Source organism: Labrys monachus (assembly GCF_030814655.1).
In the GTDB taxonomy this organism is placed as follows: Bacteria; Pseudomonadota; Alphaproteobacteria; order Rhizobiales; family Labraceae; genus Labrys; species Labrys monacha.
Map to the genome: position 1 here is coordinate 2,104,611 of NZ_JAUSVK010000001.1, position 15,375 is coordinate 2,119,985.

Sequence of the window (15,375 nt, forward strand, 5' to 3'; positions counted from 1 at the left end):
ATCATGACCGCGCTCATCATCAATCACGCGGGCGGCAGCAAGCCGTCGACGGACCATCCGCACGAACATCGCCCTGCGGCACCGGACACCAGGCCGTCGGGCGAGCGCGTGGCGATGCCCGCAGTGACCGTCAATGGCGTGACGATCTCCCGCAAGGCGATCGCCGCCGAGGTGCAGAACTTTCCGGCCCGCAATCCCGGCGAGGGCTGGACGGCGGCGACCCGTGCGCTGGTCGTCCGCGAATTGCTCCTGCAGGAAGCGTACCGTCTCGATGTCCGCGCGGAGCAGCGAACCGACGCGGATGGGCGGCGGGAGACCCCGGAAGACGCACAGATGCGCAGCCTCATCGAACGCGAAGTCCATGTCCCGGACGCGGACGAAGAGACGCTCCGCCGGTTCTACGACAACAACCTTCGCCGCTTCGTCACCCCCTCGCTCTACGAAGCCGATCATATCCTGATCGGCGCTCGCCGCGAGGATGAGGAAGCCTTCGCGGCGGCGCGCGAAAGGGCCTCCTCGCTCAGATCCGCCCTGGCGGCGGAGCCGGAACGTTTCGCCGCCCTGGCTCGCGATTGTTCTGATTGCCCGTCCGGCTCTGTTGGCGGCAGCCTCGGCCAGATCGGGCCGGGCGACACGACACCGGCGTTCGAAGCCGCTCTCGTCGAACTCGCCCCCGGCGACATCTCGGCGCCGGTGGAGACGCGTTACGGCGTCCACCTCATTCGCCTGACCCGGCGAATCGAGGGCCGCCAGCTCCCCTTCGAGGCTGTGCGCGACCGCATCGCTTCCTATCTGACCGAACACGTCCGGCGGCAGGCGACGGCGCAGTATCTTTCTCTGCTCGTCGGCCAGGCGGTCATCACCGGAATTGCGATCGATGGCGCCTCGTCGCCACTGGTGCAGTGAGGGGATGCGATGCTCGGAAATCTCATCGCTTCGCTGGACGATCCGAAGATCGCCATGACCCTGGTCGCTGCTTTCGACGACCCGTCCTTGCTGGCGCGGCTGGCCTCGGCCGCCGATGCGTCCGGCCGGCCGCCGGGCGCGTACATCGCTTCGATCGTGCGCAATTTCATCGAGACGGCGTCCGACGATCATTGGACGCAGCTCATCGGCATCATGAACCGTGCCGACGATCCGGGCCTCGCCGCGATGCGCGCCATTCTCGAAAAGGCCCTGCCGCAGACAAGGGAGAGCTGACCATGGGTGCCGCCCTACGCGACGATAATTTTGGCGCGGATACGCAGACGGTGTCCTTCGATGCCGCGCGGCACGCTGCCGCGGCGCTCGCCCGGCCGCTCGACCGGTCGGAAGACGTGCCGATAGCCCTCGCTGCCGGGCGCGTCCTGGCCGCGGCGATCGAGGCTCCGAGCGCGCTGCCGCCTTTCGATCAGGCTGCGATGGACGGATATGCCGTCTGCCTGTCCGGCAGGAAGGGCGTGCCTGTGGTCCTTCCGATGGGCGGACGCACGAATGCCGGAGATGCGCCGGGCGTCCTGCGCCCGGGTACGGCGCATCGCGTCATGACGGGTGCGGCGCTGCCGACCGGCGCCGATGCCGTCGTGATGCAGGAGCATGTGGCGCGCCGGGGCGACCTCCTGCATTTCGATCTTCCCATCGAGCCCGGCGCCCATATCCGCAGGAGCGGTGAGGACGTGGTGCGGGGCGCTGCCGTCATCGAGCCGGGCCGCATGATCGGCTGGGCCGACATTGCTGTTCTCGCAGCCCTCGGCGTCAGGACCGTGCGGGTTGCCTGCCCGTTGCGGATCGCGGTCGTCACGACCGGCTCCGAACTTCGCGACGGCGGCGAACCGCTGCCGGCCGGCGCCATCTACGATTCGAACGGGCCGATGCTGGCAGCGCTCCTGGCGGGCCCCAACACACATATCGTGTCGCTGAGCGTGCGCGACGAGGTGAACGCCATCGCGGATGCGCTCCAAACCCAGGCGGGGGCGGTCGATCTCGTGATTACCACGGCCGGCATGTCGGTTGGAGACGCGGATCACGTGCGCGATGCGGTCGGGCGCGCCGGCGGTCGGCTCGACATCGTCAAGGTGGCGATGAAACCTGGCAAGCCGCTGGCGTTCGGCATGATCGGGGAGGCGTATTTCGCGGGGTTGCCGGGCAATCCGCAGGCCGCGGCCTATGGCGCACTCGCCTTCGTGCGCCCGATGACGAGAAGGCTGCTCGGCCAGGCTCCGGCGAAGCGCGTCACGGCCAGGACAGCCTTCGCAGCGTCCCGCAAGCCGGATCGCACGGAATTGCTGCCCGTGAGCCTGAGCGTCGAGCACGGCCGGTTGACCGCCCGTCGCAGCGGACCGGATGGCTCGCACAGAATGATGCCGATGGTGTCCGCCGACGCCGTTGCCGTCGTGCCGGGCGCATCGACGCCCCTTGAGGCCGGTACGTGCCTCGAAGTCCTCCCCTTCGATCAACCGCGTCTGGGCGGATAGGGGCATGGCCTGCTTTCTGGTCGACGGTGCCGGGCGGAGGATGCCGCACAGGCTCGATCCAGCCTTTCGTCCGGGCCGTGGCCCGTTCCATGCTGGCGCCAGGCCGCGGACCGACGCCGCCCATGTCCGCCAGCCGGTGCCTTCATACAAGGAGTTCTCGCATGCAGATCGCTGAACGAAACTATCCGATCACGGCGATCGTCTATTCCAGCGGTGCGCAATTCGAGGCTTTCCTGCAGGCCATCACTGCGGTGATGGCCGATCAGGGGCTGCGGCTGGCCGGTCTCATCCAGCGCAGCGAACCCAAGCCTGATCGCGTGAAATGCGACATGCATCTGCTGGACCTCGCGACCGGGGAGAGCCACGGCATATCCGACGACCGCGGCTCTCACGCCCGCGGCTGTGTCCTGAACACCGACAGGCTGTTGCGCGCCTGCGAGGCGGCGCAAGCCGGATTGTCCGGCCGGACCGATCTCCTGGTCCTCTGCAAATTCGGCAAGGCCGAGGTCGAAGGGGGCGGGTTCAGAGCGCTGATCGGCAACGCGATCGAGCGGTCCGTTCCTGTCCTGATCGGTGTTCCCCTGATCAATCTCGCACCGTTCTGCGCATTCTCGGCGGGGTTCGAGCGCGTGATCGAACTGTCCGAACTCGACACCGACCCGCTCCTCGCGGTCCAACATCTGCGGGCTGGCTTCGGGCCGATTCGGGCGGAGCAGGGGGTGGGAGCGGCATGATCCGGCCGCCGCATCGTCCTGGGAGCTCCCGCTCGGAATGGTGACTACAGTCTCCGGTGCCGGGTGGTCGACACGGCGCTCACGATGCAATCGGGAAGGGCAGGAGGCGGCCGGAGACGGCCGCCAAGCTCGAGTTCGATCCCGCCATCGCCGGATCATGACGGCGGGGCGGATCGGCCCGTTCTCGGGGCGGCGATCGAACCGCCGATTCCAGGCCTGACGCACATATGCAAACGCCGGCACCGCCCGCATATGGGTCCGCTCCGCAGGCGGGCGACCGTGAGGAGGCGGATCGTTGCACTACAGCGGTAACCCATTTCTCCAGGGTCGAAATGCTCCCGTAGCCGGGCGCCGGCACGCTCTCCGTCGTCAACTCCGACAAACAGTGGAGAGAAAGCAATGCGGCTCGAAGAGAAGTCGTCGCGCACCGCCGCCGCCCACGACAACCGCAGCATACGCCTATGGGAAGGAGAACCATTGGACCTTGCCGAGGCCCTCCCGTCCTTCATGTTCAGATCAGGGGCGCCCGTTGTCGACGACCGCGCGGGGCGGCCCAGGAGCATCTTCCTCTTGGCGATATCGAGTATCGTGGAGGGCTTTGCGCTCTATGGTGCCAGCATGCACCCGGAAGTCTACGCCGCGCTCGATGAGGACCGGCGTGCCCCCGGACGCGGCAAGGAGGCGTCGCCGACCCGGCGATTTGAGCGGCCCGCGCGCGCGATCTTTCCCCCGGCCTGCTCGATAGAGCCGATCCGGCTCTCATCCAGCGCAACGAAGCGCCTCGGCTGGCCGCAGCAGCGAGGAGGCGTCGGAAAACCTGCTGTCGGCCTCGACCCCTATGCGCCGATTCGGAGGGGCGCAAGCCGTTCCACCGCTCCGCTCGCGCGGCTCCTGTCGATGCTCGCCATGCCCTGGCGAGGATGGGTTCGCGCAACCGAGAGGCGCCGGGCACGCGTGGCGCTGGAGACCTTGGACGACCGGCTGCTCCGGGATATCGGGCTGTTGCGCCACGATATTGACGTGGTTACCCGCTATTGGCGGCCGACGGATTGACGCTTCTCCCTCCTTGATATTGCGATTCGGCCCTTGGCGCGGCGACGGTGGCCCTTGCCGTCAGCCGGCACACATCCACCGGTTTCATGCATCGATTCCGACGTCCTGCCGATATGCACCGCATCCCAGAAATCACCCCTGCTTTCATTCGGCCGCCTCCTGCCTCACGCATTCCGGGGCGGTGCGACAAGGGCGCCGTCCCGCCCCACTTTCATGACGCCAGCGCATCGGCGTTCGGTGATGCCGCTTCCGGGGTGGTCGCAGCGGAACTCGATCGGAGATCGCCGGAGGAGCGGGCCGCCGCGTTCCCGCATACTTCCCCGGGGACGGATCATGATCTCCCCTGGAGCGGGCCAAGGCCGTGAAGACAGTCATAGCCGTTACCGCGGCGCTGCCCGCGCTCGTCCTGCTCACATGGCTGTCGCTGAGCGCCGTCAACTCGGATGCGGAAGGGCTCAATCGGGCTCTCGGCGTGCTCGACCAGCTGGACATGGCGGAAAGCGCCCTGACGCGCGACATGCTCAGTGCGCGCGCAGGCTTGTTGCGGGACTACGATCCCCTGGTGCACGGGGTGAAGGTGATCGACGAGTCGCTTGCTCAACTGCACAGCGATGTGGCGAATGACGCCGACATCACCGCCGAGGTCGATCGTCTGGCCGCCGCGATGAGGCAGCAGGAAGAACTGGTCGAACGCTTCAAGAGCGACAATGCCCTGCTCCAAAATTCCTTCGCCTATTTCGGCCTGTTCAGCGGCCGGCTGAGCTCGTGGAGCCGCAACGAGCCCATGGCGCCGGCGATCGGCTCACTCACCACGGCGATGCTGCGATTGACGCTCGATACGTCTCCGGCGATGGCGCAGGATGTCGAGGATCGGCTGAATGACCTCGCCGCACAGCAGTTTCCGCCCAGCGACACCGATTCAGTGCAAGGGCTGCTGGCGCATGGCAGATTGCTTCATGACCTTCTGCCTGCGACCGACGCCTCCCTGAAGGCTTTGCGCGCGCTGCCGTTGAAACAGAGCCAGAAGGCCGTTCGTACGCTCATGCGCGACCGCCGTGCCGCCTCGATGGCGAAAGCGGGCCATTTCCAGCTCCTGCTCTACGCGGCGTCGCTTCTGCTGCTCGCCGCGCTCCTTCACTTCGGATGGCGGCTCCGGGCGCGGATGCGCGATCTGCAGCGACGAGCGGCGCTCGAAGGTGTCATCGCCGGCATTTCCACCCGCTTCATCAATGTCCGGTCGCATGAGATCGGTGCGCGAGTCGAGGAGGCCCTCGGCGAGCTGGCTGCCCATGTCGGCGCGGACAGGGCGTATCTCCTCCTGGCCCGCAAGCCGGAGCAGTCGCACCTATGGAGCCGGGACGGTGTCGGTTATTCGCCGGACTGGCCTCGCCGTGCGCCGGAGCTGTCGGCCCGGCTGAGGTCGGCCAGGGACGGGATCATCCATATCCCCCACTGCGACCGGCTGGCCGCCGGAGCGGACAGGGACATCCTCGCGGCGGCCGGTCTCCACAGCTGGGCCGGTGTCTGCACCATCGTCGGTGACGGCGGAATCGACCTGTTGGGTTTTGATGCCCTACGCGGCCCATTGAACGCCCGGATCGCGGAACTCGGCCTGTTGCGCATGGCACTCGATGCCTTTGCCAACGCCCTTGCCCGCAACAGCCTCGAGCAGGAGAGAACCCGACTGGAAGCACGGTTGCAGCAGGCCCGCCGCATGGAGACGGTCGGCGCGCTCGCCAGCGGCATCGCGCATAATTTCAACAATATCCTGGGCGCCATCCTGGGTCATGCGGAAATGGCGGAAGAACAGGTCGCGGCCAGGCGGCGGCCAGACCGGCATCTCCTGGCGATCCGCACGGCCGGAATGCGCGCGCGCGATCTGGTCGATCAGATCCTGTCGTTCGGCCGCCGGCGCGACGGGCATCGCCGGCCGGTGAATGTCGATGCGCTGCTGGCCGAGACGGCCTCCATGCTGCGGGCATCCCTGCCGAAGCAGATCGAGCTGGTCATCAGAAGGGCGGCCGATCCGGTCATCGTGCATGGCGAACCGGAGCAGTTGCAGCAGGTCATCCTCAATCTCTGCAACAATGCCGTGCAGGCGATGAATGACGAGGGGCGCCTGATCGTCGAAACGGAAATTCACGAACTGACGGCGAAAATGGTGCACAGCCATGGGACGTCCGCGCCGGGTCTCCATCTTCGCCTTGCTGTCCGCGATTCCGGCCACGGCATGGAGGAGGCGACGCGGGAGCGGATATTCGAACCTTTCTTCACCACGCGTTCGGCCGGAAACGGCCTCGGGCTGGCGACCGTGCAGGAAATCGTCCGCGACCATGACGGCAGCATGAACGTATGGAGCGCGCCGGGCGTCGGCAGCCGTTTTGAAGCCTGGCTTCCCTGCATCGCCGCAACCGCCGCGCCCGATCGGATTGCGTCGTCCGGGACGCTCCCTCTCGGGCGCGGCGAGACATTGATGCTGATCGACGACGATAGCGTGCGGTTAATGAGGGGGGAGGAGATGCTGGCGGCGCTCGGCTATGAGCCGGTCGGCTTCGTCAGCCCGTCCGAGGCTCTGGCCGCCTGCCGAAAAACGCCCGAGCGCTTCGATGCCGTCGTGGTGAGTCATGCCGGCTCGGCAAGGTCTGCGCTCGACCTGGCAATGGCGCTACGCGCGGCCGCGCCGGATCTGCCGGTCGTGATCGCGACGGCGTCGGTGAACGAGGTCGACGCCGATACGCTGGCCGTCGCCGGTCGCTTCGAGATCGTGCGCTCGCCCCTCAGCTCCGCGCAGGTCGCCGAAGCGCTCAAGCGGGCACTGACGAATGACGGAAATTTTGCTGGCCTGCTGCGGGCGTAGAGCCATCGTCCAGTCGCGGCGACGCCGAGCCGTTTCGAGCCGCGCATACCTCTTGAGCGCTGTTCGACCTCCATGCGTGGAGAGCCGGCCCGACGCAGCGATCACGCCCATCGTCCAATTCGAATTGTCATACTACAATCGTAACCGCTTTTTTCAGGGGCGAAACAGTCCCGTAGCCGGGCGCGGGCAATGTCTCCGCCGGCCACACCCGGTGACAGGTGGAGAACAGGAATGCAGCGTCGGAAGAATTGCCCTCCTTGCCGCCGCGGGCAAAGGGCATCGGCAAAGCACGGCGCCGACGGCGCATGGCAAGCTATTCCGCCGACGATAGCGCCCTGAGGGATATCGGACATCGGCGCCATGGCCGGATATCGGCCAAGCCCGGCCCTGTGCCGTTGCCGCCGATGCGCCCGCGGGGACGCCCAGAACTGCAACAGACTTGAATGCCTCTCCCGATCGATGTGCCGCTCTCGAATCTGTCCCATGCATTACATTCTCAAGATCGCATTTGTCTTCGCCTGGCTCTCCGCGGGGTTTTATCCCTTGCGGGGCATTGGCCGGGTGTCGGGCTTTCTTGCGCTGTCCCTGAGCGTGTGCGTGGTGTTGTTCCCTCTTGCCGGCGAGGCGCCCGCGCAATCCCCTTCGACATCGAGCGCGACGCCGGCGTTGGACGAGCCGATAACGCCGATTCCCAGCCCTCCCGCCGCCGATCCTCGCAAGCTGGCCCTCGGGGAAAGCCTCTTTGCCGATCGTCGCCTGTCCCATGACGGGCGCCTTGCATGCTCGTCCTGTCATGACATCCGCACCAACGGGGCGTTGAGCCGGGTGTCGGGAACGGCGAACGCCGGCGCGAAGATGGCGTTCGATACGCCTACCGTCTTCAACGCCGCCCTCAGCTTCCGACTGAACTGGGAGGGGAATCAGCGCAGCCTCCAGTCACAGGCGGAGGCTTCGTTGAAGGATCCCGGGGGCATGGCGGCCGGCATGGACGAAGTGCTCGATAGATTGAAGGCCGCTTCCGACGTGGCGAGCCGGTTCAACGAGGCTTACGGGCATCCGCCGGATCGGGCCAGCCTGCTGGACGCACTCGAAATCTATGAAGAATCGCTGGTGACGCCCGGAAGCCGGTTCGATCGTTGGCTTTCCGGCGAGGCCGCTCAACTTTCACCCAACGAGCAGTACGGCTATCGGCTGTTCAAGTCGCTCGGATGCGCCTCCTGCCATCAGGGCGTGAACATCGGCGGCAACCTGTTCGAGAGGGTCGGCATCTTTCGTCCGCTGACCTCGACGCAGCCTCGGCTCCTGCGCGTTCCCAGCCTGCGCAACATCGCCACCACGCCGCCCTACTTCCATGACGGCAGTGCGCCGACGCTCGACGATGCCGTCCGCAGGATGGCCCTGGCGCAGCTGGACCAAAGACTGCCGGACGTGCAAGTCGACGCGATCGTCGCATTCCTGAACACGCTCACGGGCACCTATCGGGGCGTGCCCGTAACCGGGCCGGCACCGTGAAGGGCGGCGCCGGGGCGCGAAATCCGGACGGGCGTTTGCCGGAAAGATCCGGCGCCGCATGTTCCGGGACGCCGACAAGCGAGGGGAGGGGGCGACGGCGAGTGGCCGACGGTCAGCCGGCATCGGAACGCTGCACCGGCGCCCTGGATTACATTTGAAACCGGGTCGCACCAATTTGACACGGAAATGAAATCGGCGGCGCATTAGGAAATGCCGGCTGCTGAAATCGAGACGCTCTCCAGAACCCATGGCGACCTGCGGGGCACGGTGGGACGTGCGCCGCGCGAACGGCGAGGCGCTTGACGGATGCAGGCATCGATGTCCCTCCGGCCATGCGCCGGGGCCGGCTATAAATTTCAACGAATGTGCCAAGGGCACCCAGAAAGGACATGTCATGGCTCGGCGTTATGTCGACCTGTCGATCCCCATCACCGACCGGATCATGTCGGATCCGCCGGTCATGGCTCCGAAGATAACGCGCTTTCATCACAAGGAGAGTTTTGGCCAGCTCGCAGCGTTCTTCCCGGGCCTGAGGCCGGAAGATCTGCCGGATGGCGAGGCCTGGGCGATCGAGTCCCTTCAGCTTACGACCCATAACGGCACGCATATGGACGCGCCGTACCACTATCATTCGACGTCCGACGACGGATTGCCGGCGCCGACAATCGACGAAGCCCCCCTGGACTATTTTCATCGTCCGGGCGTGAGGCTCGATTTCAGGCATTTTCCCCATGGCTATGTCGCGGGCAAGGCAGATGTCGAGGCGGAGCTGCACCGAATTGGCTATGTCCTGCAGCCGCTTGATATCGTGCTGATCAATACGAGTGCGGGGGCTGCCTATGGCGATCCAGGCTATGTCGACAAGGGCTGCGGCCTGGGTGCTGAAGCCACGCTGTTCCTGACGGCGCAGGGGATCAAGGTCGTCGGCACCGACGCCTGGTCATGGGATGCGCCCTTTTCCTTCACCGCCGCGCGGTATCGGCGCGACAACGACGCCAGCATCATCTGGGAGGGCCACAAGGCGGGACGGGTGCGCGGCTATTATCAGATCGAGAAACTGACCAACCTCGACCTGTTGCCTGCTACAGGCTTCACGGTATCGTGCTTCCCCGTGAAAATCGACCGCGGTTCGGCGGGATGGGTACGCGCCGTCGCGATGATGGACGACGATGCCGTCGCAGGGCAGGAGCATTCGGCCTGACCTCGGGACGGCCGACGCCGGCCATGCCGCAGTCGTTCATCCCGGCGCGAGGGGCGGTATCGAGCCGCATGCCGTGACGCATCAGGCCGGGGCTCCGATGCTGCAGGGAATGCCGGGTCGATCGCGTACGGGCTCTTGTGATGCGAACGACCCGCCGGGCGGCGAATTCGGGAGCCAGGGACGTTCGTTCCGGGAAGCCTGGAGATGGCTCCGTCCGGCAGCGCCCCAGCTCTTGCCTCAGGAAAGTATCTTGCGCTGCCGCCGGCGCTTCAAAGCGGCGCGACGGCGAGCGCGAACGTATAGCCGACGCCGCGCTCGGTCACGATGATGCTCGGTGCGATCGGATCCGTCTCCAGCTTGCGCCGCAGCCGAAGCACCTGGACGTCGATGCTGCGGTCGAAGACATCCTCATGTATGCGGGTGGCCTGCAACAGATATTCGCGGGTGAGCGGGCGTTGCGGCGCGTCGAGAAACGCGATCAGCAGCGAATATTCGCTTTTCGTCAGCGCAACCTGCTCACCGGAGCGATCCGTCAGGCGGCGCAGGCGCCGCTCCAGCTGCCAGCCGCCAAATCGATAGCCGCCACGCTCCGCATCCTTCGGCGCCGCGACACGTGTCGCCTCGCGCCGGAGCACCGCCCGGATACGCGCCAACAGTTCGCGCAGGCCGAACGGCTTGACGACATAGTCGTCCGCCCCGAGTTCCAGCCCGACGACACGGTCGATTTCGTCGCGGCGATGGCCGCTGGTGATGATGACGGGGACGTCCGATTGCGACCGGATTTCACGCAGGAGATCGAGGCCGTCTTCCTCGTCGAGGCGCAGGTCGAGCAGCACCAGGCTGAATTCCTCGCGCGCGAGGAGGCTGATCATTTCCTGCCGCCGATAGGCGGAGAGGGCCCGGATGTCGTGATTCGCAAGATAGTCCACGATCATATGCTGTATCGTGGGGTCGTCGTCGACGACCAGGATGTTCATCGGTTGACGGCGCTCGCTGCTTGCGTTCGGCCGGGACGGACGCGGTGCTCGGGTTTCAGTGCCGCCGAGCTTGTTTGCTGGGGTATTCATAGATCAGCCAATCACTTGGAAATCCGGGAGCCGGCAATGGCGATCGGCCGATCCCAGCGTGAACAGCAAAGGTCCATCACCAGCTTGGCCGAGGGCGTGATGGACACAATGAAAACGTTATCTTTGGAGAAGTCGGTATAGGACAACCCAGCGAACTCCAAGAGCGATTTTGTGAATTTCTAAACAAATTCAATTATATAGAGTGATGCTTCCGGCGATGTACCCTATGGAACAGATCGAAACGGCCTCGTGTAAACCGTTTGACGTATGCTCCTCGAATGAGGCGATCTGGCGGCGCAGCCAGTGCCGGAGCGACTGGCTTGGGGACAGTGCGATCGGGCTGGAGGCCTGCCCGGGTCGGCGCGGATCTGGTCGGGAGGCGGTCGCTCCCGTCGAGCCTCTCCGATTGTTCCGCGCGAACTCTCCCGCATTGCAATCGTAACCATTTGGCCTGGCCCTGAAGCCAAGGTGTAATCGGCCTATCGCAAGTCTATCTCCGCTTCGCCCGCCTGATCAGATCCATTCTGGAGTTGGCGGGAAGTTGTTATAAAAGCAGAGTGGCTTGATCTCATGAAAATTCTAATTGCTTCGACGCCGGCAACGGGTCATCTCAATCCATTGCTTGCAATCGGCCGGATCCTGATCGCCGAAGGTCATCAGGTCATCGTCCTGTCAGGCACCGCCTTGCGCGGCCGCATCGAAGGTATCTCGGCGGGATTCCGTCCGCTTCCCGCGAGCGTGGATTTCGATCCGGGCAACATCCACTCGGTGGCCCCGGAGTTGAAGGACACGCCGCCTGGACCGGAATGGTTGCGCATCGCGGTCCAGCGCGTGTTCGCCGACCCGATTCCGGCCCAGCACGAGAGGCTGCAGGGGATTCTTCGCGATTTCCCGGCGGACGTCGTCATCACCGACGATACATTCTTCGGCGTCCTGCCCATGCTGCTCGGGCCGCGCTCGGAACGCCCGCCTGTCGTCCTTTGCGGGACATCCATCCTGCATTGCCGCCGGGCCGACAAGGCACCGCATTTCGCCGGCCTGCCGCCGGCACTCACCAAGGCGCAGCGCAGCGAGTACGAGGCGATCGCGCGAGAGCATGAGACGGCCGTCGATCAGCCCATCGCCAGCCGGGTCAATCGCTATCTCGGCACGTTGGGCCTCGGTCCTTTGCCGGCAAGCCTTTTCGAATCCGTGGTGGAACTTGCAGACATCCATCTGCAGCTGACCGTGCCGAGTTTCGAGTTTCCGCGCTACACCCCGCCCTCGGTGCATTTCGTCGGAGCCTTGCCCTTCATTCCCAATCAGGCTCCCCTCCCGCCCTGGGCGCATGAATTGGACGGATCGCGCAAGGTCGTGCTCGTGACGCAAGGAACGGTGGCCAATCACGATTTCGGCCTTCTGACCGTTCCGACGCTGGCGGCGCTGGCAAACGAGCCCGACGTGCTGGTGGTCGCCACCGCCGGCGGCCGCGCCATCGATGCCATACCCGGCCCGATCCCGGACAATGCGCGCCTCGCCAGCTATCTGCCGTTCGAATGGCTGCTTCCCAAAGTCGATCTGCTGGTGACCAATGGCGGTTACGGCAGCGTCAACCAGGCCATGAGCCTGGGTGTCCCGCTTGTCACGGCGGGGCTGACGGAGGACAAGGCCGACGTCAATGCGCGGGTCGCGTGGTCCGGGGTCGGCATCGATCTTGCGACCAACGAGCCCACGCCGCAGGCGCTGAGGCAAGCCGTTCGAACGGTGCTCGACACGCCGAACTATCGTGCGCGCTCCCGCCAGATGGCTGGAGAATTCGCCGAGATCGATACGCGATCGGAGATTCTCCGGCTCGTCAACGAGGCTGCGTCCCGGCATCGGACGGCTCGGCCTCTCGCGGTAGAGAACTTCCTCTAGGCAAGGATTCTGCCTCGGCTTCGTCCACGACCTCGGCAACCCGGTCCTGCGGGCCTGACCCAGGCGGCGACGGGCGCGCAATCCGACGGGCCTGCTGCCGGCGTGGAACAGGGTATCGCGTACCGCCGGACCAGTCCAAGCACGCGACGCTGCCGGGTCCCGAAGACCGCGGCAGCGGCAATCCCGCTGCCGTCATGCGTATCGAATACGAGCGCCCAACCCGCCATGGTCTCCGGATCATGGTGGCTCCGTGCTTCAGAGGCTTCACGAAATCGCAATTGGAATGCTAAATCGCTCGCGGATTGAGCTCGGCGAATATCGCTTCGACTTCTGCCGTTTCCGCATCCGTGAGGCCGGCGAATTCCTTTTCGCGGGCGCGCCTGGAAAGCACGCCGCCATTTTGCCGGAGGAACCGGAACAGAAGGTCGAGCAGCCTGTCCGGCATGTCGGCAATCGCCTTCACACGCGTCTTGAACTGATCGTAGGCTTTCAGGAAAGCCGTCTCGGCCGGTAGATCGACATCGACTGTCCGCGCCACGCATGAGAACAGAAACTCGGCATGCGGCGTCGCGTCGAAGTACCGGTAGAAATCGGCCGTATCGTTCAGAACTTCGACATTGTTGCGATCGGTCGGCCGCCAGCGGATGAGCGGCAGCACGCGCTTTGAATAACTCTCAAGGGTGCGGCGGTAGTCATCGATGCGGTCGAGAATGACCGCCGAGACCGGAAACACGACGCCTGGCGGATTGAACCTCCGCTCTGCCAATACATGGTGGATCAGAAACCGGTGCAGGCGGCCGTTCCCGTCCTCGAAGGGGTGAATATAGACGAAGCCGAAGGCCAGCATTGCTGCGGCCAGCACGGGGTCGAGCGCGCGCGCGGCGGTGCGGTCGAAGTCGATCAAACCGTCCACGAGCTCCGCCAGATCCTGATGACGGGCGCTGATATGGTTGGGTATGGGGGTGCCGGTGCTTCTGTCATGCTCGCCGACAAAGCCGCCTTCGGTACGGAGGCCCAGACGAACAAAGCGGGCGTCGCCGATAACGATCTTCTGCAGGCGGAGCAGTTCTTCAAGGTCGATCGAGCGCCGCCCGGCCTCGGCAATGACCCGGCCCCAACGCAGGATGCGCTCCTGCGGCGGATCTTCGCCTTCGATCTGGAAGCTGGAGCGCGAGTCTTTCAGCAGCAAGAAGGCGGCGGTGCGCGCCAGCAGGTCGGCGGGCACGTCGGCGACCAGCGCCCGCGCCCGATCCGCGAGATTGCGCGCGACAAAGCCCTCCAATGCCGGCGTCCGGAAGATCATCGGGCAGAAGGCCGGCGTGCCTGGAAGATTATTTTTGACGCGATGGCGCGTCGAACTGGTGCCTTCTGTCGCCCATTGCTGGCCGGGATCGACGACAGGCGCATAGGCGCCGGCCCTGGCATCCGGAAGATCGAGACGCGCTTGCAGGAGCCACTCATACAAAAACCAGACGCGGCGGGCGAACGCGCCTGTCGGCGCGCCCCGAACGATGTCGGCGATCGACGCCGGCCCCGTCCGGCGGAACAGGGCTTTCAGGACGCAGAGATCGAGCCCTTCGTAGCGAAGGGCGAAGGTCAGATGGCCGGTAAGGCTGTCGTCGGGGCGGTGGCGTGGCGTATAGATGCGCCAGTCTTCGGCCTCGTAGACTTTGTGGCGCTGGCCGATGGCGGCGAGGGTCAGCGGTACGGGAACGCCCAGGCCGTAAGCATCGATCAGCGCGGCATAACCCGCCGGCTGTGCCTCTTCAGGCAGGCGCCGGTCATGAAAAACGGTAACAACCCCTGAAAATTGGTACTGAGGGGCGCCGGTCATGAATTTCAATACCTATAGCCGAATATCTATACCAGATGGCATATTCTCATGAAAATCGATAACTTTCAATGAACCTGCTGCGGTCAGCAACCGCGTATCCCACATGCCGGTACCGGGCCGCCTGGGACGCTTCTACGCGGCCATCGAGTAGGGCGCGGCGATCCCACCGACCCCACGCTCAAGGAGCGCATAGCCGCCGTCAAACGGAACGCGACCTGGCGCTGATTGCTCTCGATCGTGCCGTGAAAGAATAAAATCAGCGCGCCCGCATTCCGGACGAAAGGATCGCCGCATTTGTGGAGATCATGCGTTCAAATAGCCTGACGACGATACGCCGTTTCGGCACGCCTACATCCGCTCGCGATCGACCTGGTGGAAGTCGATGAGACTGAAGTCCGCATCCATGGCGCCGGACGGTTCCTGAATGTCTCGTTATGGACGATGGAGCAACTACGGCTGAAGCGCCCGGTTTCGTTCGGAATTGGCGCGCCCGAAAGGATTCGAACCTCTGACCCTCAGATTCGTAGTCTGATGCTCTATCCAGCTGAGCTACGGGCGCGCTAGGAAGCGCTCAGCGCTTCCGGTGGCGTCTGAATAGTCAAGGCGGCCGCGGAATGCAAGCGCCTTCGGTGTTTTTTACCGGGCGGTCGGGAAGTTTTTGGAGCGCCTCCGAGGCGGCGGCGGACAGGCCCCTCAAACCCGTGCAAATGAGGGGTCCTGCGCGAGGAACGCCGCATCGGGCCGCGTATTTTCGCGATCGCGCAGCCG

At 65.1% G+C, this 15,375-nt stretch carries 11 protein-coding genes and 1 tRNA gene; 9 read left to right on the forward strand and 3 right to left on the reverse strand.

Translation table 11 applies throughout. The features are described from left to right. Nucleotides 1-3 precede the first annotated feature (3 nt). The 8 genes from J3R73_RS09540 (at nucleotide 4) to J3R73_RS09575 (ending at nucleotide 9,810) form a co-directional block, all read left to right on the forward strand. Complete coding sequence (locus J3R73_RS09540; protein WP_370879877.1) at nucleotides 4-906, forward strand: peptidylprolyl isomerase; 903 nt, start codon at nucleotides 4-6, stop codon at nucleotides 904-906. Between the two features lie 9 nt (nucleotides 907-915). Continuing rightward, on the forward strand, nucleotides 916-1,200 hold the full coding sequence (locus J3R73_RS09545) for a hypothetical protein (protein ID WP_307425547.1): 285 nt from the start codon (nucleotides 916-918) through the stop codon (nucleotides 1,198-1,200). A 2-nt stretch (nucleotides 1,201-1,202) separates the two neighbouring features. Beyond that, nucleotides 1,203-2,453 (forward strand): molybdopterin molybdotransferase MoeA, encoded by a 1,251-nt coding sequence (locus tag J3R73_RS09550; protein ID WP_307425551.1) that lies wholly within the window; start codon nucleotides 1,203-1,205, stop codon nucleotides 2,451-2,453. 161 nt (nucleotides 2,454-2,614) lie between these two features. Further along, nucleotides 2,615-3,187: a DUF2478 domain-containing protein gene (locus J3R73_RS09555; RefSeq protein ID WP_307425554.1), complete on the forward strand. Its 573-nt coding sequence runs from the start codon at nucleotides 2,615-2,617 to the stop codon at nucleotides 3,185-3,187. 399 nt (nucleotides 3,188-3,586) lie between these two features. Next, entirely contained in the window at nucleotides 3,587-4,240 is a 654-nt protein-coding gene (locus J3R73_RS09560) for a DUF1127 domain-containing protein (RefSeq protein ID WP_307425555.1), read from the forward strand. Between the two features lie 361 nt (nucleotides 4,241-4,601). After that, nucleotides 4,602-7,097: a two-component system VirA-like sensor kinase gene (locus tag J3R73_RS09565; RefSeq protein ID WP_307425559.1), complete on the forward strand. Its 2,496-nt coding sequence runs from the start codon at nucleotides 4,602-4,604 to the stop codon at nucleotides 7,095-7,097. 483 nt (nucleotides 7,098-7,580) lie between these two features. Continuing rightward, complete coding sequence (locus J3R73_RS09570; RefSeq protein ID WP_307425562.1) at nucleotides 7,581-8,609, forward strand: cytochrome-c peroxidase; 1,029 nt, start codon at nucleotides 7,581-7,583, stop codon at nucleotides 8,607-8,609. A 394-nt stretch (nucleotides 8,610-9,003) separates the two neighbouring features. Next, on the forward strand, nucleotides 9,004-9,810 hold the full coding sequence (locus tag J3R73_RS09575) for a cyclase family protein (protein ID WP_307425565.1): 807 nt from the start codon (nucleotides 9,004-9,006) through the stop codon (nucleotides 9,808-9,810). Between the two features lie 269 nt (nucleotides 9,811-10,079). On the opposite strand, the gene J3R73_RS09580 is transcribed toward J3R73_RS09575, so the two are convergent. Next, nucleotides 10,080-10,787, reverse strand: coding sequence for a response regulator (locus J3R73_RS09580; RefSeq protein ID WP_307425568.1), 708 nt, complete (start codon nucleotides 10,785-10,787; stop codon nucleotides 10,080-10,082). 660 nt (nucleotides 10,788-11,447) lie between these two features. Between J3R73_RS09580 and J3R73_RS09585 the strand changes: the two genes are divergently transcribed. Further along, nucleotides 11,448-12,773 carry a glycosyltransferase gene (locus tag J3R73_RS09585; RefSeq protein WP_307425571.1) on the forward strand — a complete coding sequence of 442 codons (1,326 nt, stop codon included), beginning with the start codon at nucleotides 11,448-11,450 and terminating at the stop codon, nucleotides 12,771-12,773. 286 nt (nucleotides 12,774-13,059) lie between these two features. On the opposite strand, the gene J3R73_RS09590 is transcribed toward J3R73_RS09585, so the two are convergent. Together J3R73_RS09590 and J3R73_RS09595 are read right to left on the reverse strand one after the other, a co-directional pair. Beyond that, the gene (locus J3R73_RS09590; RefSeq protein WP_307425574.1) at nucleotides 13,060-14,607 is read right to left on the reverse strand and encodes a Fic family protein; all 1,548 of its coding nucleotides are present in this window, start codon (nucleotides 14,605-14,607) and stop codon (nucleotides 13,060-13,062) included. Nucleotides 14,608-15,089: 482 nt separating this feature from the next. Next, a tRNA-Arg gene (locus J3R73_RS09595) sits at nucleotides 15,090-15,166 on the reverse strand. Nucleotides 15,167-15,375: the final 209 nt, after the last annotated feature.

Excerpts from the sequence above, each read along its gene's own strand:
- J3R73_RS09560 (WP_307425555.1), top strand. The coding sequence starts at position 3,587 with ATGCGGCTCGAAGAGAAGTCGTCGCGCACCGCCGCCGCCCACGACAAC.
- J3R73_RS09550 (WP_307425551.1), top strand. The coding sequence starts at position 1,203 with ATGGGTGCCGCCCTACGCGACGATAATTTTGGCGCGGATACGCAGACG.
- J3R73_RS09585 (WP_307425571.1), top strand. The coding sequence starts at position 11,448 with ATGAAAATTCTAATTGCTTCGACGCCGGCAACGGGTCATCTCAATCCA.
- J3R73_RS09555 (WP_307425554.1), top strand. The coding sequence starts at position 2,615 with ATGCAGATCGCTGAACGAAACTATCCGATCACGGCGATCGTCTATTCC.
- J3R73_RS09575 (WP_307425565.1), top strand. The coding sequence starts at position 9,004 with ATGGCTCGGCGTTATGTCGACCTGTCGATCCCCATCACCGACCGGATC.
- J3R73_RS09570 (WP_307425562.1), top strand. The coding sequence starts at position 7,581 with ATGCATTACATTCTCAAGATCGCATTTGTCTTCGCCTGGCTCTCCGCG.
- J3R73_RS09590 (WP_307425574.1), bottom strand. The coding sequence starts at position 14,607 with ATGACCGGCGCCCCTCAGTACCAATTTTCAGGGGTTGTTACCGTTTTT.
- J3R73_RS09580 (WP_307425568.1), bottom strand. The coding sequence starts at position 10,787 with ATGAACATCCTGGTCGTCGACGACGACCCCACGATACAGCATATGATC.
- J3R73_RS09540 (WP_370879877.1), top strand. The coding sequence starts at position 4 with ATGACCGCGCTCATCATCAATCACGCGGGCGGCAGCAAGCCGTCGACG.
- J3R73_RS09545 (WP_307425547.1), top strand. The coding sequence starts at position 916 with ATGCTCGGAAATCTCATCGCTTCGCTGGACGATCCGAAGATCGCCATG.